We start from the raw sequence: 22,533 nt of genomic DNA on the forward strand, positions 1-22,533 counted from the left end.
ACCGGTCTGCTTGTTGTTCCAAATTATTTGACGCAAATCCAAAAAAATTATGATATCACTCCATCCCGCGCTAATTTACAATTTAACTGTAAGCATGAAAGCGTTTTATAATAAAGATTCGGGAGGGGCATCTATGAGATTGAAGAAAATTCGTGTTATGGCTTTGCTGCTGTCCATGGTGATGATGCTTGGATTGCTGGCAGCTTGCGGCAGCAGTCCAAAGGAGGAGAAGGCTGCTGCGCCCGCCGGCAGTGAATCCACGAATGCCGGAGGCAATGAACCATCCGCCACCGCCAAGGAGAACGATGGACCCTTCAGCAAATATGAAGAACCCGTTACCGTGTCTCTGGGGAGACAGGGGGTATCAGGGAACAATCTGCCGGCAGGAGATACGCTTGAGAATAACAAGTATCTGAAATATGTTGAGGACCGCCTGAACGTAAAAGTGAAATACGATTTCTCGGTGGAGGACCTGGACGCCTACAACCAGAAGGTTACCCTGGCAATCTCAAGCAATTCCCTGCCTGACATTCTGGTGGTGGATGAGCAGCAGTTCAAGAGAATGGCCAAAGCGGGTATGCTGGCTGATCTGACCGAATTATACGATCAATATGCCTCTCCGCTGATCAAAGATTATTACAGCTCCTATACGGGAGACCGGGTGCTGAATACGGGAAGAATTGACGGCAAGCTGATGGCACTGCCCAATACCAATATCGACGGTAATTACCAGCTCCTGTGGATACGCCAGGATTGGCTGACCAAGCTGAAGCTTGAGGCGCCTCGTACGATGGATGAGGTTAAGACTGTTATTAAAGCGTTCAAGGAGCAGGACCCTGACGGAAACGGGAAAGCGGATACCGTTGGTCTTCTTGGCGATAAAACGGTGGTCGCAGACGGTGGCTTCTTCACCTTCGATCCGATCTTTAATGCCAATCATGCCTATCCAAAGAATTGGTTCAAGGATGAGGGCGGAAACATCATTTACGGTTCCACGACTCCAGAGACCAAGCAGGCGCTCTCCGAGCTGAGAGAGATGTATGCGGACGGGTTGATCGACAAAGAGTTTTTGACCCGGAAATACGAGGATAATGCCGGGCTGGTGTCCGGCGGCCGGGCAGGCATCCTGTTTGCCCCCTGGTTCGGAGGCTGGGCGTTGTCTGATGCAGTGAAAGCCAATCCGGAAGCGGACTGGGTTCCGCTGGCAGTACCGCTGGACGGGGACGGCAAACGGAATATCGTGCCTTCCACACCGTCCGGAACCTTCCTTGTGGTGAACAAAAAGGCAGAGCATCCGGAAGCCGCCTTGAAAATGCTCAGTGTGGAGTATGAAGGTATCCGCCTGATTGATCCGGTGGCGCAGGAGCTGTATAAGGATTTGGGTGTGGGCTGGCTCAATTACCCGATCAATGTGCAGCTGGATTATCAGGATTCCCTGGCACGCGATGTTCCGATTTATGAGAAGGCGATTCAGGATAAGAAGCTGGACGATCTGCCGGCCCGTATCCTGCCCAGAGTCAAGGCCGTATTGAAGAATAATGAAAATCCGAAACAGGACATTCCCGCTTATGCGGATTCACTCGCCTTCTATACAGCGGCCTCCATCACCGGAGCGAAAGAAATTGTGAAGGTGGAGCCTATTTTCTACGGCAAGACGGATGCCATGCTCAAAAAGGGAGCCAATCTGGAAAAACTCGAAAACGAAACCTTTTTGAAAATCATCACCGGTACTTCTCCGCTTGAAGAGTTCGACAAGTTCGTCGAGACCTGGAAAAGCATCGGAGGAGAAGAAATCACCAAAGAAGTTGCTGAGGCAGTTGAGACACCATGAGAAACAGAGCTTCTATCTGGAATTACCACATCATGCTGCTGCCCGGCATATTGTTGCTTGTAGCGTTTAGTGTAATTCCTATGTTCGGGATTGTGATTGCCTTTCAGGATTTCCAGCCTACGCTTGGCATATTCCACTCTGAATGGGTGGGATGGGAGAATTTCGCTTACATGTTCAGCCTGCCTGACAGCAGGCTGATTCTCGGAAACACCTTAACCATTGCTTTGCTGAAAATTATTGCCGGATTGGCTGTTCCCTTTGTATTTGCGCTCATGTTCCATGAAGTGGCTAATGTGAAATTCAAACGGACCATCCAAACGATTGTGTACCTCCCCCATTTTATGTCCTGGGTCATCCTCTCGGGTGTTTTGATTAACCTGTTAAGCCTAGACGGCATTGTCAATCAGATGATCGGGTGGTTCGGCGGCGATCCGATTATGTTCCTTCAGAGCAATCATTGGTTCCGCGTTGTTGTCGTGTCAAGCGATGTATGGAAGGAATTCGGATTCAATACGATTATCTATATTGCTGCCCTGACTTCAATCAACACCAATCTGTACGAAGCAGCCGCCATCGATGGAGCGAACAGATTTCAGCGGTTAACCAATATTACGATTCCGGGTTTAATGACAACGGTTATTCTGCTGGCGACCTTAAGCCTCGGTAATGTGCTTAATGCAGGCTTTGAGCAAATTCTCAACTTATATAATCCGATTGTCTATGAGTCGGGAGATATCATTGATACTTATGTATACCGTTCAGGATTGCTTGAAATCCAGTACGGCCTGGCAACAGCGGTAGGTCTGCTCAAATCGGTAGTAAGCTTTATATTGATTGCTGCGTCCTATGGTCTGGCCGCCCGGTTTGCTAACTACCGTATTTTCTGACAGAGGTGATTTGCTGTGATCCGAGGAACCAGCCGGACTGTTGATATTGTGATTTATTGTATTCTAACCGTGATTGCTTTTCTTTCATTGGCCCCGGTACTGAATACCTTGGCTATTTCGTTCAGCGGCAAAGTGGCGGCCATGTCGGGGGAGGTCTTCTTCTGGCCGGTTGATTTCAATCTGGCCGCCTATGAATCCGTAATCAGGGACCGGAACTTTTTTATATCGTTTGGTGTATCCGTACAAAGAGTGCTGCTGGGCGGGGTCATCAACCTGCTGGTTACGGTGCTGATGGCCTATCCGTTATCCAAATCGAACAAACATTTTCCCGGCAGAAATATCTATATGTGGTTCGTAATCTTCTGTATGCTGTTCAACGGCGGGCTGATCCCATGGTATATGACGATCAATACTTACGGGCTGCTCGATTCCATCTGGGCGCTTGTGCTGCCTACCGCCGTTCCTGTATTTAATGTGATTCTGCTGATGAATTTCTTCAAGGGCGTTCCGAAGGAGCTGGAGGAGGCTGCCGGAATGGACGGGGCGGGGGCATGGAGAACGCTGGTGACGATTTTTATCCCCATTTCCCTTCCCTCACTTGCAACAGTCACCCTGTTCTCGGTCGTCGGACACTGGAATTCATTCTTTGACGGGATGATCCTGATGAACCACAAGGAGAATTGGCCGCTGCAAACCTATATCCAGCAATTGATCATCAGCATGAATTCGATCATGAACACCACCGATCCGGAAGAGATCAAGCGTCTGTCCAATATGTCCAGCCAACTGCTGAATGCCGCCAAGGTCATGGTCTCGATGATACCGATTATGCTCATTTATCCGTTTCTGCAGCGGTATTTCGTCAGCGGAATCGTACTTGGTGCCGTCAAAGAGTAAGCGGAAATTGCATGTAAACGGGTGTCCCTTAAGCCGGAAATGGCTGGGGACACCCCTTTGTTGTTTCGGCCTGTGGATTGTTATTTGACGGGGGCAATGCTACTTTATAAGGAAAAGAGCTTAAGACAGGAGGGGTAGATCTGGAGCGCTTGGGCCGGTTCATCAGGGATCTAAGAATTAAGCATAAGCTGTTTGTCTCTTATTTACTCGTTATCATTGTTCCGCTCAGTGTGCTTGGCTGGTATTCGTATGATCAATCCAGGAATCTGCTTGTTCAGCAGGCCCGGCTGACCTTAACCGACAATGTGTCGGAAATCGCCGCCAATCTGGATTATAAGTTCGGCAAGCTAAGTGCCGCGCTGGACTCGTTCACTTTTAACTCCAGTGTGGTGTCCGTCTTCAACAATGATTACTCCGATAATTATTATTATATGTACAATGATCTGAATACCATCGTGGAGCCGTTGTTCAATACGCTTATGTTTCTGAACGAAGAAATCAGGCAGCTGACGGTTTATACAGGAAATAATATTACGGAACGCAAAAATACAATTTTGCCGATTGGCAACATATCCGGGGAGCCTTGGTTTGAAGCAGCGATGGCAAGCGGGCAGACACAATGGATCAAGGAAGGTCCGGCGTTGTCCGCCGTGCGGAGAATGGTGGGTGGTTCGGGAACGCAGTATGACAACCTGATTTATTTAAGATTTGACAGCCAGGATATTTTTGCGGGCCTGACCAATGTAGTCTCCGGTGATTACGGCGTTCTGGTGGAGAATGGAGCGGAGGAGCCTGTTTTTGCTTATCAGAATGGGCTGCCGCCCTTTGAATCGGCCCAGGCGGCGGAAGGCAGAGCGAATGATTTCATCGTGATCTCCCAAGAGCTTAGCGCAACGGGCTGGAAGCTTGTCTTTTATATGCCCAAGGACTCGATCGGCGTCGACGCCAAGACAATTCTCCGCGCCACCATACTCACGGTCGGGATATGCCTGCTGATTCTGGTGCCGGCGGTCTGGCTGTTATCGAATGCTTTTGTGCGAAGGATCTACCGCTTGAACCGCACGATGAAAAGGGTGACCCGCGGGGATCTGCATGTAGACATTATTGTGGATTCGAATGACGAAATCGGTGAGCTGACGTCGCGTTTCAAGGATATGCTGCAAAGCCTGAATGAGCTGTTCAATGAAGTCTACCGCAGCAAGGTTGTGCAGAAGGACGCGGAGCTGAAAGCGCTGCAGGCCCAGATTAATCCTCATTTTCTCTATAACTCCCTGTCGCTGATCAACTGGAAAGCTATAGCTATCAAAGCCTATGACATCAGTAAAATCACCACGACCCTCTCCAAATTTTACCGGACGACCCTGAACAGAGGGCAAGATGTAATCAGCGTTCATGATGAACTGGAAAATACGAAATCTTATATTGATCTGCTGCTGATTATGCATGACCACAGCTTTGATGTGGTGTACGAGGTGGATCCGGAAGTTCTGGGCTGTCAAATGATTAAGCTGATTATGCAGCCTATTGTGGAGAATGCGATTGAACACGGTGTAGATAACAAACGGGAAGGACGCGGCAGGATAAGCCTGCGGGCTTGCTTTGAGGAAGACACCATTGTATTCGGCATTGAAGACAACGGTCCGGGAATGACCCGGGAAACCATGGATACGGTATTAAACAGGCAATCCAAATCGTACGGACTGTTCAACGCCCAGGAGAGAATCCGTATTTATTTTGGCGAAACCTACGGGATTACGATCAAAAGTGAAATCGGCCAGGGTACAACAGTTGAGGTGAGAATCCCCAGGAGGGAAAAGTAAAGAATAGGAAAAGTATGTCATTTGAGAATTCCTGATTCGTTTTGCGGAAAGGCATCTACCGCCAAAGAATTTGTGCACAAATAGCTGCGAATGGATGAGGCATCCGTTTGCGGCTTTTTTGCTATGTGGCGGGCTGCGGTAGTTTGCTTTGGGAATATCAGAGAATTTAAGAAAGTTTTAATCTTTACCCGACTTCTTCTTAAACAGTTTTTCCTATTCTTGAGGACAGGGAGGGAGTAGCTTGAAGAATTGGGCCCGTAAGGATTCATCGATTGCATGGTTATTTCTGGCACCCAGTGTGGCAGGGTTTGCACTGTTCTACCTGATTCCGTTTGGGATGGGCGTGTTCTACTCCTTCATGGACCGCACGGTGGGCGGGCAGTATGTGGGACTGCAGAATTACCGGGAGCTGATTGCGGGCGATTCCTTTCGCAAGGCAGCCTCGGGTACTTTCTACTTCAGCCTGGTGAGTGTTCCGCTGCTGATTGTACTGTCGCTTGGGTTGGCGCTGCTGCTCAATAGAAGCTTGTATGGTCAAAAATGGCTGAGAACTGCCTATGTACTCCCTCTTGTCGTTCCTGTCGCCTCCATTATCCTGGTCTGGCAGATCCTGTTTGACTGGAACGGGGCGCTGAATGCCTGGCTGAGCGGCTTCGGTCTGGCGCGGGTGGATTGGATGAAGACAGAGGCAGCGCGGAATGTAATCATAACGATGTATATATGGAAAAACATCGGGTATAACGTGATCCTGTTCTTGGCCGGACTGCAGCAGATCCCGAAGGATTACTACGAAACCGCCCAGATTGAAGGGGCTGGCCGACTAAGGCAGTTCCGGAGCATTACGCTGGTCTATTTAACATCCACGATGTTTTTTGTCGTCATTATGTCGATCATTAATTCCTTCAAGGTATTTCGGGAGACATATCTGATTGCCGGACCCTATCCGTATGACAGCATCTATATGCTGCAGCACTTTATGAACAATATGTTCCTGTCGCTCGACCTCCCGAAGATGACGGCTGCGTCCACCTTAATGGTTGGCGGCATTCTTATCATCGTACTCGGGTTGTTCGCCATGGAACGCCGCTACCGGCGATATATGGAATAGAGGTGGAGAGGTCTTGCCAGTTGGTAAAGTCATACACAAGCTAGCGTTAACCGTCATGATGGGGGCGATTGCTCTCGTAATGTTGTTCCCGATTGGGGTGACCCTCATTAATTCATTCATGAGTACCCGTGAAATAGGGATCAATTACGGTCCTGTCGGACAAATGAACAAGGTTATGGAGGGGAGAAATGATCTCTTTGCAAATTTGAAATGGCTGCCGGATCAGGTATCCCTGGAGCAATACGGCAAGGTGTTGATGGACAGCCCGTTGTACCTGTCGTTGTTCTGGAATTCGGTATTCCTGGTGGTGCCCATCATTGCCGGACAGACGCTTATAGCTGCGCTTGCTGCCTATGCGTTCTCCAAGCTGAGATTCCGGGGTCGGGAATTCATGTTTCTTATCTATGTCCTGACGATGCTCATGCCCTTTCAGGTGACTCTTGTGCCCAATTACATCATGGCGGAACGGCTGGGGCTGCTGAATAGCTCAGTTGCCATTATCCTGCCCGGTATTTTTGCGGCCTTCGGTGTATTCATGCTCAGGCAGTTCATGCTGGACATTCCGTATGCCTATATCGAAGCGGCCAAGATGGATGGCGCCGGACATTTACGGATTTTCTATACCATTATTATTCCAATGGTTCAGCCGGGCCTGGCCGCACTCACGATTCTGTTATTCGTCGATTACTGGAATATGGTGGAGCAGCCGCTGATCTTCCTGGACGACCCGTTAAGGCAGCCCCTCTCGGTCTATCTGTCCAATGTCAGCAGCGAGAAGGGGCTTGCCTTTGCCGCTTCTGCCATCTATATGGCTCCGATGGTCCTTCTCTTTCTGTATGCGGAGACGTATTTCATTGAAGGTGTCCAATTGTCTGGGATTAAGGGGTAATGCCCGCGTGTGAGGGAACTTTTAAGGAAGGAGGAGAAAGACGGGATATGGAGATTACAGGGGTGCCGGCAGACCGCAGGCGCAAAAAAATAATCAGAAAGGCCTTCCTTCTGCTCTTGGGCGTGCTGCTCTTCTTCACCTTTTTCAGCAATACGCTGCAGTCCTTGACCTTGCCCAAAGTGACGACGGTCAAACCGGAGAGCCGTAGCCTTGAATTCACGCTGGAGGGCAGCGGGATGCTGCGGCCTGTGAGCGAAGCGCGGCTTCTGAATTCCAGCGGATGGAAGGTCCGGCAGATTCTTGTGAAGGAGGGGGACAAGGTCAAGAAGGGGCAGAAGCTGATTCTCTATGACAGCCAGACTGCTGAATCAGAGCTGCAGGATGAAATCACGCTCCTGGACAAGCAGAAGATCGAACAGCAAACTCTGCAGGATCAGTTCATTCAGACGTACCTGGAGGGGGATGAGCTTCAGATTCGCAGGGCCAGACGAGAGATTGAGGCGGGCAAGATTGACCAGGCCATGCAGACGCGTAAAATTGCTGATCTGAGAGAAAAGTTAACCAGTGAGCAGCAACTGAAGGCTCCATTCGACGGGATTGTAACCACGGTGAATGCCATTCCGGAGATGCTGTCTGCGGGGGAGCCGGATCTGGTCATCTCCAATAGCAGCAAGGGGTATCAATTTGATTTTACGGCGGATGCGGAGCTGTTATCCAGTCTCGGGGTCTCCTTAGGAGAGAAGCTAGAGGTGGAGGTTCAGAGTTCGGAGGGGCCACAGGTCCGCTCCGAACAGGGGAAGGTTACGGAGATCAAGGATGTTCAGGCGCGTATCGGCAGCTCACCTGCTGAGGAGAACGGCAAGACGGAGGAAATCCCTCAAAAGAATGTTTTTATGGTGCTGGAGGATGATTCGCTTAAGGGGGGGGAGCAGGTTCAGATCAAGCTGAAGAAGCCGTCTCTTCAAGAGGGGCTGGTGGTCCCGAGTAAGGCTATCCACCAGACAGGGGAGCGCAGCTATGTGTACAAGATCGAGGAGCAGAGGGGGGCATTAGGCAATGTGTTTGTTGCCCGCGAAGTTCAGATCCGGTCCAGTACCACCAATGGTATAGACAGCGTCATCCAAACGGATAGCCTGTATGAAGATGAAATGATTATTCTGGAGAGCAGTGAGCCCTTACAGGACGGGAATCGCGTACGTCTCCAGTAAGCAGCAGTTGTACGACATACAATACGAAGAATCTTAGGAGGTATTTATAAATGAAGATGAAGAAGAGTTGGCTGGGCATGAGCCTTGCTTTTACCACCCTAATGACTGCATGCAGCCCTGGGAGCAGCGGGGAAGCTTCGAGCACAGGCGGGAAGACGGTCGTTACGTTATCCGTTGAGCTGGACACTGAATTCTACCGTGCTGTAGAGCAGAAGTTTGAAAAGGTCTATCCTGAGATTGATTTGCAGATTCAGGCTTACAAGGGGATCGGCGAGACTATGGAAGGGCCGGATTATGAGAAATATTTGAAAAGCACCGCTACGGCCCTGCTCTCGGGAAAAGGAGCCGACATTTATGAAACCGGCAGCCTGCCTGTCAGTGAATATGTGAACAAGCAGCTATTTCTTAATATGGAGGATTACTTGAAGCAGTCGCAAACCCTGAAGCAGGATAATCTTGCAATGAATGTATTGAATGCCCTGAAGCTGAATGGCGGCACCTATATCATTCCTTCGGGGTACAATCTGAGAGCGTTCATTGGAGATGGGGAAGCGCTCAAGCACACGAACGTAGACGATAAGAGCTGGACTTGGCAGGAATTCAATGCGATTGTCAAATCAATGATTGAAGCCGAGGAGAAGGCAGGCTCCGGTCATCGCTATGCGATCTCGGAGAATCCGCCGGAGGTCCTTCTTCAGGAGATGGTGGTGGACGGCTATAACCAGTTTGTAGATTCTGCTGCGCGGACAGCCAAGTTTGATTCCCCTGCATTCATATTTATGATGAGGCAAATTAAAGAGATGTATGACGATAAAGTGATGACCTCGAAGCCGGCGGAAGCCGGGAATCAATTGTTCTATTCCGCCGTTCTGCAAACCCCGGCCGATTTCGTCAATGTTCCGTATACTTATTTTGCCAATCCAAAGCTGCTGCATAAGCCACATAGCGGAAGCTCCGGCGCCATGCGGATTATTCCGACCTCTACATTTGCGATACAGGCCAAATCGCCGGTTGCAGATCATGCCTGGAAGTTCATAGAGTTCCTGCTCTCTGAGGAAGCGCAGTCCCTCCAGAGCAGAGAAGGCTTCTCCCTGCTCCAATCGGTGAATGACAAGCAGCTCAGTGAGCTTCAGCAGCAGGTGAAGAGCGGAACGTATAAGCTCCCAAGCGGCATGCCTGTAAGTGTGCCTGACGGGCAGTTCAAGGAGTTTCAAGAGCTGATGAATACTGCGGATAACTTCGCCATGCTGGATTTCAAGATTCTCTCCATTCTCGGAGAAGAGATGGGCGCCTTCTTCAGCGGACAGAAGACAGCGGAGGAAGTGGCGAAGCTGATTCAGAATAAGGCGACCACATACCTGAACGAATAGATCTAGGCCTAGGAGGGTTCCGGTATGAAGAGAATCACTATTCTGATCGCAGAGGACGAGAAAGAGATTGCCGACCTGGTGGCCCTGCATTTGCAGAAGGAAGGGTATCACTGTATCAAAGTATCTGATGGCCAAGCGGCGGTGCAGGCAATTCAATCCCAGTCCATCGATCTGGCGATCCTGGATATTATGATGCCGGAGCTGGACGGGTACGAGGTCACCCGCCAGGTGCGGGTGAAGCATAATCTGCCGATTATTTTTTTGAGTGCCAAGACCTCTGATTTCGATAAGATTACCGGTCTAGTGATGGGAGCTGACGATTATATGATTAAGCCCTTCAATCCTATGGAGCTGTTGGCCCGTGTCAATTCTCAATTGCGGCGTTCCCTGCAGTTCAGCCAGCCTCCGGCTGCCCATCTGACTTCAGTTCTGGAGCTGGGCGGGCTCATCATCTCCCCTGACCGGCACACCGTTACGCTGTATGGAGAAGAGATTGACCTCACACCCAAGGAATTCGACATCCTCTATTTGCTGGCGAGCCACTCCAAGCAGGTGTTTAGTGCAGAGAGCATATTTCAGCGGGTATGGGGCGAAGCGTACTATGAAAGCGGCAATACCGTGATGGTACATATCCGCACCCTGCGCAGGAAGCTGGGAGAAGATCGGAATAAGGACCGGTTCATCAAAACCATCTGGGGTGTCGGGTACACATTCAATGCCTAAGAGACTCCGGGGCTTCAGAGCCAGATTGGTCCAGTTACTGGGTGTAAGCATGCTCTTGTCAGGCAGTATGATCTATGGACTGTTCAAGCTGCTCCAGCTCTATTACGCCGGGGTCCGGTGGGAGGACCCGGAGGCAGAATTACGCCGGATGATCTTCAGGATCGGAGATTTCAATGTGTTCCTGATGCTGTTTATCCCCTTGATGCTGATATTCTTCTTCAAGTTCACCCAGCCGTACATCCGCTATCTTGACGAGATATCCAAGGGCATTCATCATCTGGCTAACGGAGAATTTCAGAATCAGGTGCAGATCGCCTCCAGGGATGAGTTCAGCGCAATCGCCGAGGATCTGAATGTGGCAGGGGCTAAACTGCAGGAGGCGGTCAAGAGGGGCGATTTCGCCGAGAGCAGCAAGGACCAGCTTGTCGTCAATCTGGCGCATGATCTGCGTACACCGCTCACCTCCGTGCTCGGGTATCTGGATCTGATTCTTAAGGATAAGCAATTGCCTATTGAGACGATCAGACATTTCGCTACCATTGCCTTCACCAAGTCCCAGCGGCTGGAGAAGCTGATTGACGGGCTGTTCGAGATCACCAGGATGAACTATGGCACGCTGCCTATGGTGAAGACACACCTGGATCTCAGCGAGCTGCTGAGACAATTGAACGAGGAGCTGTACCCGGTATTCGAGCGGAATGGCCTGACCTCCCGGCTGAATGTTACTCCGGGCTTAAGCGTCTATGGAGATGGGGATCTGCTGGTACGTGTATTAGGGAATCTGCTGACCAATGCCGCCCGTTATGGACAAGAAGGCGTGTATGTGGATATTAAAGGCCGTCTCGATTCAGGCGTAGTAGTGGTTGAGGTGATCAATTATGGAAATCCCATTCCGCCGGAAGAGCAGCCGCATATCTTCGAGATGTATTATTCGGGGGACCGGGCGCGGACACATCAGGAGGGCGGCACCGGTCTCGGTCTGTTCATTGCACGCAATATCGTAGAGCAGCATGAGGGGAGTTTGTCTGTAGAGAGTAATGAAATATGGACAAGGTTCGAGATGCGGCTGCCGCAAGCTTAAGCGAAGTTAAGGGAGGAGAGAATCATGTATCATTCCACGAGAAAATATGCTGTCGCCATGCTAAGCCTGGCGGTTCTTAGCCAATCCATCGCCTTCGGAGCCTATACGGCAGCGGCCGGACCTTCAGCGGGAACCGCGGCTTCAGCCGCCGTGTCCACGCTGGAGGGACTGGGGGCGGTCTCATTGAAGAGTGGCGTGAGTGTGAAGCTGCTGGACGCATCTCTTCAGCCCCAGGCGAGCGGGAATATTCTTACGTACACCTTGAATTACCACAACGGGAGCAGCAGCAACGTAAGCTTAATCGATTATTTCTCCAAGGTCACCACTTCAGGCGGCGCTGTTATTCAGGGCAAACCGGTGACAAGCAGTGCTGCAATCAAGTCCATTCCGGCGAATAGCAGCCAGCCGGTGACGTATTACGTCAATGCGGGTCAGGCTGCCAAAATAAACGGAGTCCGCATCTCCCTATTCGGCTGGGACTTCAGTCAGGCGAATTACCAGAAGAAGCTGGGGATGTTTACAATTCCGGGCACCTACTCCACGGTAATCGTCAGAGGCCAGAGCAAGAAGCTGGTCCTGGGAGAGATGCCGGTTATCAGCAAGGCGGAAAGCCTGCAGATTGTTAAAACGAACGGAAAAGTGTACGCCAGGGTTGGGGTGACCTTGTCCAATTTGGGTGCCAAGGTTCTTAAGGATACAGGCCTCAAGGGATATCTGGTATCCTCGGGCGGTTCCAGGTTTGAGCTGAACGCTGACCATGCTGATTACCCGATTCAGCCCAAGGAGAAAAGAACCCTGTACTATCTGGCAGACCTCCCTTCCTATACGAAGCTGGATAATATGTCCCTGCAATTTGTCCAGGAAGACAGCACGCTGCAAGTGAAACTTCCAGTTGCTCAATATAAGCTGCCCGCAGCGGAATTGCCTAACTTCACCGTACCCGTTAACGCAGTCGCCAAGCTCAAGGTGGGTAACCATACGATTGAGACCGGACTGGCAAGCGCGGCGGTGTATGCAGAGGACAATTTGGCAAAATGGAGCCTGAAGTTCCGTGTGCGGAACACAGGCAACCAGGCGGTGACCCTGCCGGATTACCCGTTCAGCCTAATCGCTTCCGAGGGATATAGCTATCCTGTGAGTAATGAAGCGCTTACGGGTCTGACGCTTAAGCCACTGGAAGAGCAGACGGTAGAACTCAGCGCAGAGTTGCCTCTGAAGCTGAATCAGGGCGTTCTCCAGCTACAGATGACTGAGCCGGCTGAAGCGAACCGGATCGCCTTCCCGGCGGCCTATTTTCAGATTCCGTATTCCTTGCAGCCGGATCACCTGCTGGCGACTGAATATCCTGTGCAGAATAGTCTGGGTAGCTTCGTAGTGAAGCTCGAATCGGTAGAACGCCTGCCGTGGTCGGACCAGGATCAGATAGTGACCAAGGTCAGCCTCCGGAACACAGGTGTGGCGAGTGTACAACTCCCGGCGCTTACAGCTCTTCTAAAGGCGGGAGATATGGATATCAGCGGCACTTCGCAGATGGTGATCGACGGTTCAAAGAGCCAGTTGGCTCCGCAGGAAACAGCGGTGCTGTATATCGCAGGGAACCTTCCTTATTCCTATAATCTCACGAAGCTGAAGATTATCCTCCAGTATGCTTCGGGAGAGGCCAAGGCGAATTTCCTTACACTTTTCACCAGCCAGTTGGGTAATACCTTAAGAACCGTTGCGGCCGGAGAGCCGTTCCAGTTTGAGCTGACCGGGAAGAAAGCAGAGGTTCTGGAGAGACAGACACGGATATATCCCGGCGCGGATTCCAAGCTGGTCTATACCGAGCTGGTGATGACAAACGAGGAATTACGGAGAACCCAGCCCGCGCAATTGGTGGGCTATTACCGGACCCCGGATCATCAGTATTTCGAAGCGGTAATCTCGCAGTCCGCCGCGGCCTTGAATGCCAAGGAGAAAAGTCTCGTGACTGTCTGGAGCAAGCTTCCGCCGGAGATCAATGCTTCGGAGCTAACCCTCTATCTCGGGGAAGGAATCTCTGGAGGCAAGCTGACCGCACCCGGGGGAGCGCCGACCGCCTACATTCATACCGTGGGCCTTGAGCTTAACCCGGCGAATCCCGCACCGCAGCCGTCCCTTCAGAAGCTGGAGCTGTTCCCGTACTCCCTGTCCGTGACCCAGGCTACAGCCACGATGCCCGAAGACCGGGAGTCCATAGAGGCACAGATGAACTACCGCGTAACCCGCAGTGAGCAGTATGTTACTGCAGCGAACGAACATAAGCTTGTGGTCCAGCTGATCGATCCGTTCGGACAGCCCTCGGAGAAGCTTCTCTCTCTGGGCGAAGAACCGGCCGGAGCCTTAGGCAGCTTGTCCTTCTCGCTGAACAACAAAGCGTATAAGACCCTTACCGGCGGAACGGTGCGGGTGAATATCTATGATGAGTTCCAAGGGAAGCGGATTCTGCTGGGAAGCCAGAGCTATCCTGTTACTTATGAGCGGACTGCTCCCCGGAGGACAGAGGTGGTTCCGGAACCCTCTTTCCCCGTTAACTGATGAATCGTTCGAAAATAAGGGATGTCGGGTATAGAAAGATGGAGTATCTGGAACTGAATCAATAGCATAGATGACAACAGCGGCAGTCTAAGACTTTATTTATTAAGTCTTGGTCTGCCGCTGTTTTTTATTAGAAGATATACACAATTTATCATATGCGAATTGAATTAAATAATTTTAAGACTATTAATTTAAAACATTTATGATATAATCGTAAATATTACGATTAAGGCTTTGGAGTTGAACGCCATTAAACAATATCTCTTACAACGCGTATTGCAGCTCATTCCCGTGCTGCTGGGCATCTCTGCCATTACCTTTGCGCTGATGCACTTAACACCCGGGGATCCGGCGGAGATCATGCTGCGTGCTGACGGCATTAAGCCTACACATGAAGCTATTGAGGCAACCAGACATGCTCTGGGTCTGGATGGGCCTATACATATGCAATATTTTCAGTGGTTGAACCGGGTGCTCCATCTCGATTTAGGTATATCTTACAGCAGCAGCCGTCCAGTGTTCACAGAGCTGATAAGCAGATTTCCGGCTACGGTACTGCTAAGTAGCTGTTCTGTATTGTCTGCTATTCTTATTGCCCTGCCTCTTGGAGTGGGATCTGCACTTTATCCCGGTAGAATGTTTGACCGGCTGGGAAGAGGTTGTGCACTGCTCAGTGTCTCCATGCCGGGATATTGGCTTAGTCTGCTCCTGATTTATTATGGTGCGGTGAAGTTTAAGCTGTTTCCTGTGATGGGAATGGATGGGGCAGCCAGTGTCATTCTGCCTGCATTTACATTGGGGTTTGGAATGGCAGGCGTCTACATCCGCTTGATCCGTTCTAGTCTCCTGGACGTTATGGGCAAGCGTTACATCACAGCAGCCAGGGCTAAGGGACTCCAGGAATGGAGAATCATCCTTCGGCATGCACTGCGTAATGCGCTTCTTCCGAGTCTTACCCTCCTTGGGGTTAATATAGCGGGATTATTGGGCGGTTCTGTTATTGTTGAAACTATTTTTTCCTGGCCGGGAATGGGCAAGTATGCCATCGAGGCGATTTTTGCCAAAGACTATATTGTCATTCAGGGTTACGTATTATGGATGGCTGTTGTCGTTGTCCTGATTAACCTGACAGTAGATTTGTTACATCTCCTGCTGGATCCGCGAATCAGGCTGCGGTGACGCTGTAGAAGGAGCGGATGATCATATTTCGTATTCCCTTATTTAAGAATAACGGAGCAAAGGTAGGAGCGGGTATCGTACTTGTGTTCATATGTGCCGGGCTCTTTGCCCCGTGGCTGTCTCCCTCTGATCCGCTGCAGATACATATGGAACATAAACTGGGTATGCCTTCCTGGCAATACCCGCTCGGTACCGATCATCTGGGACGCTGTGTGTTATCCCGGTTAATCTATGGGACCCGAACGTCCCTGTATTATTCGTTCATGGTGTTGATCGTTGTTTTTGCAATTAGCATCCCTGTCGGGCTCCTGGCAGGCTACGCCGGCGGCCGGATCGATCATTTGATTATGCGTATCATAGATATATTGCTTGCCTTTCCCAGCTTAATTCTATCCCTTGCCATTACTGCCATGCTGGGTCCCAGTATGAAGAATCTGTTAATCGCATTCGCTGCAGTCTGGTGGACCGGGTATGCCAGAGTGATACGCAGCATGGTGCTTCAAATCAAGGAAAGTGAATATATTACCGCCGCCAAAGCGTCAGGCACTTCTCATTCACAAATTATTCTCAGGCATATTCTGCTGAACGCTGCCCGGCCTATTCTGGTTCTTGCTTCTATGGAAGTGGGTACGATTATGCTCTCCATTGCAGGTTTGTCCTTTCTGGGTTTGGGAGCTCAGCCGCCTGCACCGGAATGGGGAGTTATGCTGAACGACAGCCGTGCCTATATTCAGACAGAGCCGCGGCTGATGCTCTTCCCGGGTGTGATGATCATGCTGGCGGTTCTGGGCTTTAATCTGTTGGGAGAAGGCTTGCAGAGGTCAGAGCATAATATCAATTCTGCAGGGAAGCGGGGGTCCAGAACATGAGTGCAGAGACTGCGCTGCTGAAGGTCAGTCATCTACGCACCTGCTTCCACACAGGGAGTCATACCATTAAGGCGGTAGATGATGTCAGTATTGAGGTGAGATCCCGGCAGATTGTCGCGCTGGTAGGCGAGAGCGGGAGCGGTAAAAGTGTTACGGCAATGTCCATCCTAGGCTTAGTAGATCCTCCTGGCATCGTTGAGAGCGGGGAAATCTGGCTTAAGGGCAACAATCTTCGGGAGTACTCCAGCCGTCAGTTAAGGAAGCTCCGGGGAACCGGGATGGCTGCTATCTTTCAAGATCCTATGAATGCACTGAATCCGGTGCTTACCATCGGCAGGCAGATCATGGAGACGATTAAACTGCATAAGCGGGTATCGGGAAAAGAGGCGAAGCGGCTTGCCATGAGGCAGATGCAGCAGGCGGGTATTGGCGATCCGGAGCAGCTTTTCAATCAGTATCCTTTTCAAATTAGCGGGGGGATGTGTCAAAGGGTAATGATCGCCATCGCACTGGTTACCGGTGCACACTTGCTTATTGCCGATGAGCCTACAACGGCCCTGGATGTAACCATTCAAGCCCAGATTCTCGAAGAACTGGACAGAATCAGATGTATGAACGAGGTCGGCATTCTATTAATTACGCATGATCTCGGCGTGGTTGCAGAGCTTGCGGATTATGTGTATGTGATGAAGTCCGGGAAGATTGTTGAATCGGGCAATGTGTTTGACATTTTCTCAAATCCGGTGAATCCCTATACTAAATACTTAATGGATTGCAGATAACAACGATAATATTACATTAATGAATTGGATGTGGTGAACTTGAGGCTGTTGGAGGCGGTGAATTTGAATAAAAAATACGGCACGGAAAGGGGGTGGTTCACACGTAATGCCAGGAATGTCCATGCCGTCAACAACTTGTCCCTCCGTCTAGAGAGCGGTGAGACCCTTGGACTAGTAGGGGAAAGCGGCTGCGGTAAGAGCACTTTGGCCAGACTCCTGCTGGGACTGGAGAAACCGTCCTCCGGAAGAGTTCTATACAAGAACGAGGATTATACGGACTGGAGCTTCAGCGGGATGCGCATGATCCGCAGGAAGATGCAGATGGTATTTCAGAATAGCCTGGCTTCATTTAATCCAATGTTTACAGTGGAGCAGATTATCGGGGAGCCGCTTCGGAATTACGGAGAGCGTAAGGCCGGAGCCCGCAGGGCCACGATAGCAGACACACTTGAGCTGGTTGGACTTGAACGGCAGCATATTCACCGTTATCCGCATGAACTCAGCGGCGGACAGCAGCAGAGGGTTGGAATTGCGCGGGCGATTGCGCTGCGGCCGGAGCTGATCATCTGTGATGAACCGTTCTCGAGTCTTGACGTTACCTTACGAAAGCAGATGATGGATCTGCTGCTGGCGTTGAAGCACGAGCTGGGATTATCCTATGTATTCATTACGCATGACTTGTCAGTTGTAAACCGGTTTTGCGACAGTGTGGCTGTGATGCATCAAGGGGCAATTGTGGAGAAGCAATCGGGCGCACAAATGTTGCGTCAAGCAGACCACCCGTATACAAGAACATTGCTCTCTTCGGTACCTGTGCAGGACCCCCGTTTAAGGAAGAAGAGACCAGGGACAGAGTGGCATACCAGCCATGACTTTGATGTTAAGTAAAGAAAGGGTGTACCATGAATGAGAAAGAATCCTAAGACAACAAGCCTATTATCCAAATCATTATTCTTCCTGCTTCTTGTAATAATTATGGTGATATCCGGGTGTAGCAGTAATAACAGCCCGTCTACAGCTGATGCCAATCAGCCTGCGAATAACGAGGCCGCACAAGATCTTGCTATTCAGGAGAAGGTTGTCACTGTTGCCATATCCTCTGATCCTGGTATAGACCGCTTGGATGCCGGGGCCTATGATGGTTCGATGAATGTGCACGCGATGATCTATGACGGATTAGTGGAGTATGGTGAAAGGGGCGAAATTCTGCCAGCGCTTGCGGAGTCTTGGGATATTTCTGAAGACGGAAAAGTATATACGTTCCATCTCCGAAAGGACGTCAAGTTCTCTGACGGTACGGCGTTTAATGCCGCTGCGGTTAAATTCTCCTTCGAACGCTGGATCAAGGATCCGGCCAATTCATTAAATGTGGCTACGGCAATGGAGTCCCTTGACGTTGTGGACGAACATACGATTACAATGACATTCAACAAAGCCTATTATCCGTTCTTAACGGAGTTATCCTTTGCCAGACCGGTACGGATGATCAGCCCTTCTGCTGTGGAGCCTGCCGGGGATATTACGGGTACATTTATCAAAGCGATCGGAACTGGCGCCTGGATGGCAGAGAGCTACACAACAGATCAGGAAGCCGTACTTGTCCGGAATCCGAATTATTGGGGAGAAATGCCGAAGCTCTCCAAAATTATCCTGAAGGTCGTCCCTGACCCGCAGTCCAGAGTACTGGCACTGCAAAGCGGGGATGTTGACATTGCTGGAGGCCAATTGGGTAAAATCCCGGTGGAAAGTGTGCCGGTAATCGAAGCAGCTCCCTCATTAAGTCTGCAAAAAGCACCAGGAACTAACTCTCATTTCATGATCTTTAATTATAATACGCCTGCTCTTCAGGATCTGAATGTGCGCAAAGCGATCAATCTGGCAATCAATAAAAAAAGCATAGTCGAAGATCTCATGGACGGCATCGGCAGTGAAGCCCAAGGCTTGTTCCCGCTGACGGTCCCTTATGTAACGGAGTCCAATAATACCTGGTACGGCTTCGATCAGCAGGAAGCGGAGCAGCTGCTGGCAGCAGCCGGCTACACGGATACGGACGGAGACGGGATTGCCGAGAAGGACGGAATACCGCTTGAGCTCAATTTCGTGCTGCAGCAGGCTGAATATCCGGAATGGAAATCCATCAGTGAGCTGATTCAGTCTGAGCTAAGGGAGATTGGCATTGCCGTCAATCTTCAGGTGCTTGAGCCGAATGCCTACTACGATGCGTTGTGGACAAGCAAAGCCTATGATCTGATCATGTACCGGACTTATGATGATGCCTATAATCCGCATGCGTTCCTGTTGTCCCTGTTCCATGCAACAGCTGAAGCCCCTGCAGTGGTATGGTCTGATGCTGCATTGGAATCACAAATTGACACCGCAGTAGAAGCAACCGGCCTTCAGGAACGTCAGAGCGCATATGACTCTATTTTCTCCAAAATGTATCAGGAGGCTATGTTTGCAGCTATATATTTCCCTGATGATATATTGGCAGTAAATAATAGAGTAACCGGATTCCGGCCGGGGTACACCACCTTTACGCCAATCTTCTGGAACCAGCTGGACATAGGTGAAGAATGATGCTGAAAGAGATCTCGAAATACTGGACTTCAAGCTCGGAGAGTTATGACAAAGTCATACAGACGCAATTCCGCAGCCCAAAAACCATCAGCCTCTGGAAGCAGCTGCTTATGAAAGGGCTGGGGACAAAACCCGGGCAAAAGGTGCTGGATGTAGGAACAGGCCCCGGATTTTTCTCCATCCTCTTATCACAGATGGGTCATCTGCCTACAGCCTTGGATGCTTCTCCGGGAATGATTGAAAGAGCTTCACGGAATTTCAAAAGTTACGGATACCAGGTTCCGGCTTATGTCGGTGATGCTGCCGGCTTGGATATGGAGCTAGAAGATAGCTTCGATGCAGTGGTCTGCAGGGATGTGGTATGGACGCTGCCTGATCCGCAGCGGGCTTATGCCGAATGGTACCGGGTGCTGAAACCGGGCGGGACCTTGATTATTTTTGACGGCAACTATTTATATAAAGAGAGCAAGACTGTATTCCGCAGACTTTGGTATGCCTTATCCTGGACACTGATCCTGCTTACAGAACAAAGAATCCGCCAGCGGAGCAGTCAAGATAAGGAGCTGTTAAGCGGGCTGCCCTTTGTTAATGTACTGCGGCCTGAAGCTGATGAGGCCGCACTAAGACTGGCCGGGTTCCGCAGTATTGATGTTCAGCGGAACTTTATCCCTGCCCGTGCGATGCCGCTGAATTATTTGAAATACGGCTATCAGAATGTAAACCGGTTCATGATACTTGCCAAGAAGGAGTGAATGATAGATGAGTATACAACAAGAGGTGGAAATGTATTGGGAAGGCGAAGCGGGGCTGTATAGTGAAGGTATTCAAAAGGAGCTTAACGGATTCCAGCGGGAAGCCTGGCTGAAGCTTATCCTCGCCCATGCACCACAGAAGGAAAGATTGCATGTTCTTGATATAGGCTGTGGCCCCGGCTTCTTCTCGGTGATTCTCTCAAGTGCCGGGCATCTGGTTACTGCGATTGATTGCACCGACAATATGCTGGAAGAAGCGCGGGCCCACACCAGCCGGGAGGGTGTGACGGTTACTTTCCGCAAGATGGATTCGCACAGGCTTGACTTTGCTGCGGAGAGCTTCGATCTGATCGTGTGCCGCAATGTCACCTGGAGCCTCACCCATCCGCAGTCAGCCTACAAAGAGTGGAGAAGAGTCCTTAAGCCGGGAGGACGGCTGCTGGTCTTTGATGCCAACTGGAATCGTCATCTTTGGGACGAAGAGATGAAGCGGAAGCACGCAGAGGATCAGCAAGCCTATGTGGATAAGGGTTTCGGTGAGCTTCCGCATCATAAGGATATAGAGGAAACTGACCGTCTGAGCCTTGTTTTGCCCCTGACCAGAGAGTGGCGTCCAGAATGGGATATACTGACTCTCAAGGAAGAAGGGTACTCCGTTATCTATGCTGAAGAGAATCTGAACGCCAAAGTACTGGACGAGAAACAGCAGGTCCTGAACCGGTCAACGCCGATGTTCATGATCTGTGCTGAGAAATGACAAAGCACTCTTCAAACACCGATATGAAAGGCACCTCAGGGTGCCTTTTTGAATACCCAAAAAACCTTTCTCGAATGTTAGACTCAGCCACTGCCCCCCGCGTGATCTCTTCCAACAGCCTGGAGGTAGTATTGTTCAATTGAATGAAGCATCTTCTGGTATCAAGTGCATCTGCTGCTGTGATGAAGGGACTATTCCACCTTCAACAGTTTGTTGCCCCTGTTCATTCGGATTGAATATTCGGGCCGTGGTTTCATCATCCCTTCCTACTCCTGTATCCGTAATACTGACCTTAACCCGGTCACCAACAGTAGAGGCTTCAATAATAATCTCTCCTTGCTCCGTATACTTAATTGGGATAATCTTTTCTCATCTGCATATACGTGTGAGAGTATTGAAACAGTGTAAACGTCTTAACTGAACAAAAAATGAACAAATTTTGATTGTTGAAAAATGTGATAAAAGTCCAGAAACGCATTCCGGGAAGTCCGCTCACTTCGCGGATGCTGAATGCTCTAGAGAAAGAGCAGCTGAACAGCCTGTACACCAAAATAGAAACCAAATCCGACCAGTGACAGACCGGAGCATACAGAGATTGCTTTTAGCACCCGGACGGTCAGGAATTTGCGGAAAATGCTGGAGGCCGCTGCCATGGTGACATCCCAGAGCAGTATCCCCAGCACGATGGCTCCGCTGTACAGCAGCAGCTGGTGCATCGGGTACTGGCTTGCCGCTTCGGCCAATATTGATCCGTAAATGCCTAGCCAGAACAGAATAGAGAGGGGATTGAACAGTGACATCAGAAACCCGGATAGAAAGGATTTGAACAGTGAGGCTTCACTTCCTCTCAGTTCTGCTACCGAAACTTCACCCGAACTCTTGATGCTCTCCACCCCTGTGTAGACAAGGACAAAGAATCCGAACAGCCACAGAAAAGCCTTGACAAACGGAGCATCCAGCAAATGAATCATGCCGAAATAGACGAGCAGCATGTAAATAATATCTGCGCTGACTGCACCAAGGCCAACCGCCCAGGCGTGCAGAAATCCTCCGCGGAGACCCTTGTCCAGCTGTGCTGCGTTAATGGGACCGATGGGCGCCGAAAGGGATAACCCCAGAAAGATATAACCTACAAAAATGTTAATATTGTCCACCCCCGTTATACCGTTAGTTTATTCTGATAAAGTAGTTTGTAGGACAACCAAAATGAAAGGCCTGCGGAATCCGCAGGCCTTAAATTTGTAAAA

Annotated in this window: 19 protein-coding genes; 18 read left to right on the plus strand and 1 reads right to left on the minus strand. The window is 50.3% G+C overall.

Annotation, left to right across the window (positions count from 1 at the left end):
* Positions 1–133 precede the first annotated feature (133 nt).
* From MKX70_RS15090 to MKX70_RS15175, 18 genes are all read left to right on the plus strand, one after another.
* Complete coding sequence (locus MKX70_RS15090) at positions 134–1,831, plus strand: extracellular solute-binding protein (protein WP_340840257.1); 1,698 nt, start codon at positions 134–136, stop codon at positions 1,829–1,831.
* On the plus strand, positions 1,828–2,718 hold the full coding sequence (locus MKX70_RS15095; protein ID WP_042238291.1) for an ABC transporter permease: 891 nt from the start codon (positions 1,828–1,830) through the stop codon (positions 2,716–2,718). The genes MKX70_RS15090 and MKX70_RS15095 overlap by 4 nt, the downstream gene beginning before the upstream one ends.
* Before the next feature lie 15 nt (positions 2,719–2,733).
* A complete protein-coding gene (locus MKX70_RS15100) occupies positions 2,734–3,615 on the plus strand; it encodes a carbohydrate ABC transporter permease (RefSeq protein WP_042238289.1) in 882 nt (293 codons plus the stop codon).
* 149 nt (positions 3,616–3,764) lie between these two features.
* On the plus strand, positions 3,765–5,435 hold the full coding sequence (locus MKX70_RS15105) for a sensor histidine kinase (protein ID WP_340840258.1): 1,671 nt from the start codon (positions 3,765–3,767) through the stop codon (positions 5,433–5,435).
* A 241-nt stretch (positions 5,436–5,676) separates the two neighbouring features.
* Positions 5,677–6,543, plus strand: coding sequence for a carbohydrate ABC transporter permease (locus MKX70_RS15110; RefSeq protein ID WP_340840260.1), 867 nt, complete (start codon positions 5,677–5,679; stop codon positions 6,541–6,543).
* A 55-nt stretch (positions 6,544–6,598) separates the two neighbouring features.
* Positions 6,599–7,432 carry a carbohydrate ABC transporter permease gene (locus tag MKX70_RS15115; RefSeq protein ID WP_042243084.1) on the plus strand — a complete coding sequence of 278 codons (834 nt, stop codon included), beginning with the start codon at positions 6,599–6,601 and terminating at the stop codon, positions 7,430–7,432.
* Between the two features lie 47 nt (positions 7,433–7,479).
* The gene (locus MKX70_RS15120; protein ID WP_340840261.1) at positions 7,480–8,640 is read left to right on the plus strand and encodes an efflux RND transporter periplasmic adaptor subunit; all 1,161 of its coding nucleotides are present in this window, start codon (positions 7,480–7,482) and stop codon (positions 8,638–8,640) included.
* A gap of 50 nt (positions 8,641–8,690) precedes the next feature.
* Positions 8,691–10,010 (plus strand): ABC transporter substrate-binding protein, encoded by a 1,320-nt coding sequence (locus tag MKX70_RS15125; protein WP_340840262.1) that lies wholly within the window; start codon positions 8,691–8,693, stop codon positions 10,008–10,010.
* Positions 10,011–10,034: 24 nt separating this feature from the next.
* A complete protein-coding gene (locus MKX70_RS15130; protein ID WP_340840263.1) occupies positions 10,035–10,733 on the plus strand; it encodes a response regulator transcription factor in 699 nt (232 codons plus the stop codon).
* Complete coding sequence (locus tag MKX70_RS15135) at positions 10,726–11,814, plus strand: sensor histidine kinase (protein ID WP_042238280.1); 1,089 nt, start codon at positions 10,726–10,728, stop codon at positions 11,812–11,814. The genes MKX70_RS15130 and MKX70_RS15135 overlap by 8 nt, the downstream gene beginning before the upstream one ends.
* Before the next feature lie 24 nt (positions 11,815–11,838).
* The gene (locus tag MKX70_RS15140) at positions 11,839–14,370 is read left to right on the plus strand and encodes a hypothetical protein (protein WP_340840264.1); all 2,532 of its coding nucleotides are present in this window, start codon (positions 11,839–11,841) and stop codon (positions 14,368–14,370) included.
* Positions 14,371–14,610: 240 nt separating this feature from the next.
* Entirely contained in the window at positions 14,611–15,549 is a 939-nt protein-coding gene (gene nikB, locus MKX70_RS15145) for a nickel ABC transporter permease (protein WP_231637699.1), read from the plus strand.
* 17 nt (positions 15,550–15,566) lie between these two features.
* Positions 15,567–16,418: a nickel transporter permease gene (nikC, locus tag MKX70_RS15150; RefSeq protein WP_340840265.1), complete on the plus strand. Its 852-nt coding sequence runs from the start codon at positions 15,567–15,569 to the stop codon at positions 16,416–16,418.
* Positions 16,415–17,200: an ABC transporter ATP-binding protein gene (locus MKX70_RS15155; protein ID WP_340840266.1), complete on the plus strand. Its 786-nt coding sequence runs from the start codon at positions 16,415–16,417 to the stop codon at positions 17,198–17,200. Before nikC ends, MKX70_RS15155 begins: the two co-directional genes overlap by 4 nt.
* A 57-nt stretch (positions 17,201–17,257) precedes the next feature.
* A complete protein-coding gene (locus MKX70_RS15160; protein ID WP_340841665.1) occupies positions 17,258–18,088 on the plus strand; it encodes an ATP-binding cassette domain-containing protein in 831 nt (276 codons plus the stop codon).
* 18 nt (positions 18,089–18,106) lie between these two features.
* Positions 18,107–19,777: a nickel ABC transporter substrate-binding protein gene (locus MKX70_RS15165; RefSeq protein ID WP_340840267.1), complete on the plus strand. Its 1,671-nt coding sequence runs from the start codon at positions 18,107–18,109 to the stop codon at positions 19,775–19,777.
* Positions 19,774–20,529, plus strand: a complete 756-nt coding sequence (locus MKX70_RS15170) for a class I SAM-dependent methyltransferase (RefSeq protein WP_340840268.1) — start codon at positions 19,774–19,776, stop codon at positions 20,527–20,529. Before MKX70_RS15165 ends, MKX70_RS15170 begins: the two co-directional genes overlap by 4 nt.
* Before the next feature lie 7 nt (positions 20,530–20,536).
* Positions 20,537–21,286 (plus strand): class I SAM-dependent methyltransferase, encoded by a 750-nt coding sequence (locus MKX70_RS15175; RefSeq protein WP_042238269.1) that lies wholly within the window; start codon positions 20,537–20,539, stop codon positions 21,284–21,286.
* Positions 21,287–21,801: 515 nt separating this feature from the next.
* Here the strand turns inward: MKX70_RS15175 and MKX70_RS15180 are convergent.
* On the minus strand, positions 21,802–22,431 hold the full coding sequence (locus MKX70_RS15180; protein ID WP_042243072.1) for a LysE family transporter: 630 nt from the start codon (positions 22,429–22,431) through the stop codon (positions 21,802–21,804).
* Positions 22,432–22,533 lie beyond the last annotated feature (102 nt).

It is taken from the genome of Paenibacillus sp. FSL R7-0312 (assembly GCF_038004445.1).
Taxonomy (GTDB): domain Bacteria; phylum Bacillota; class Bacilli; order Paenibacillales; family Paenibacillaceae; genus Paenibacillus_AQ.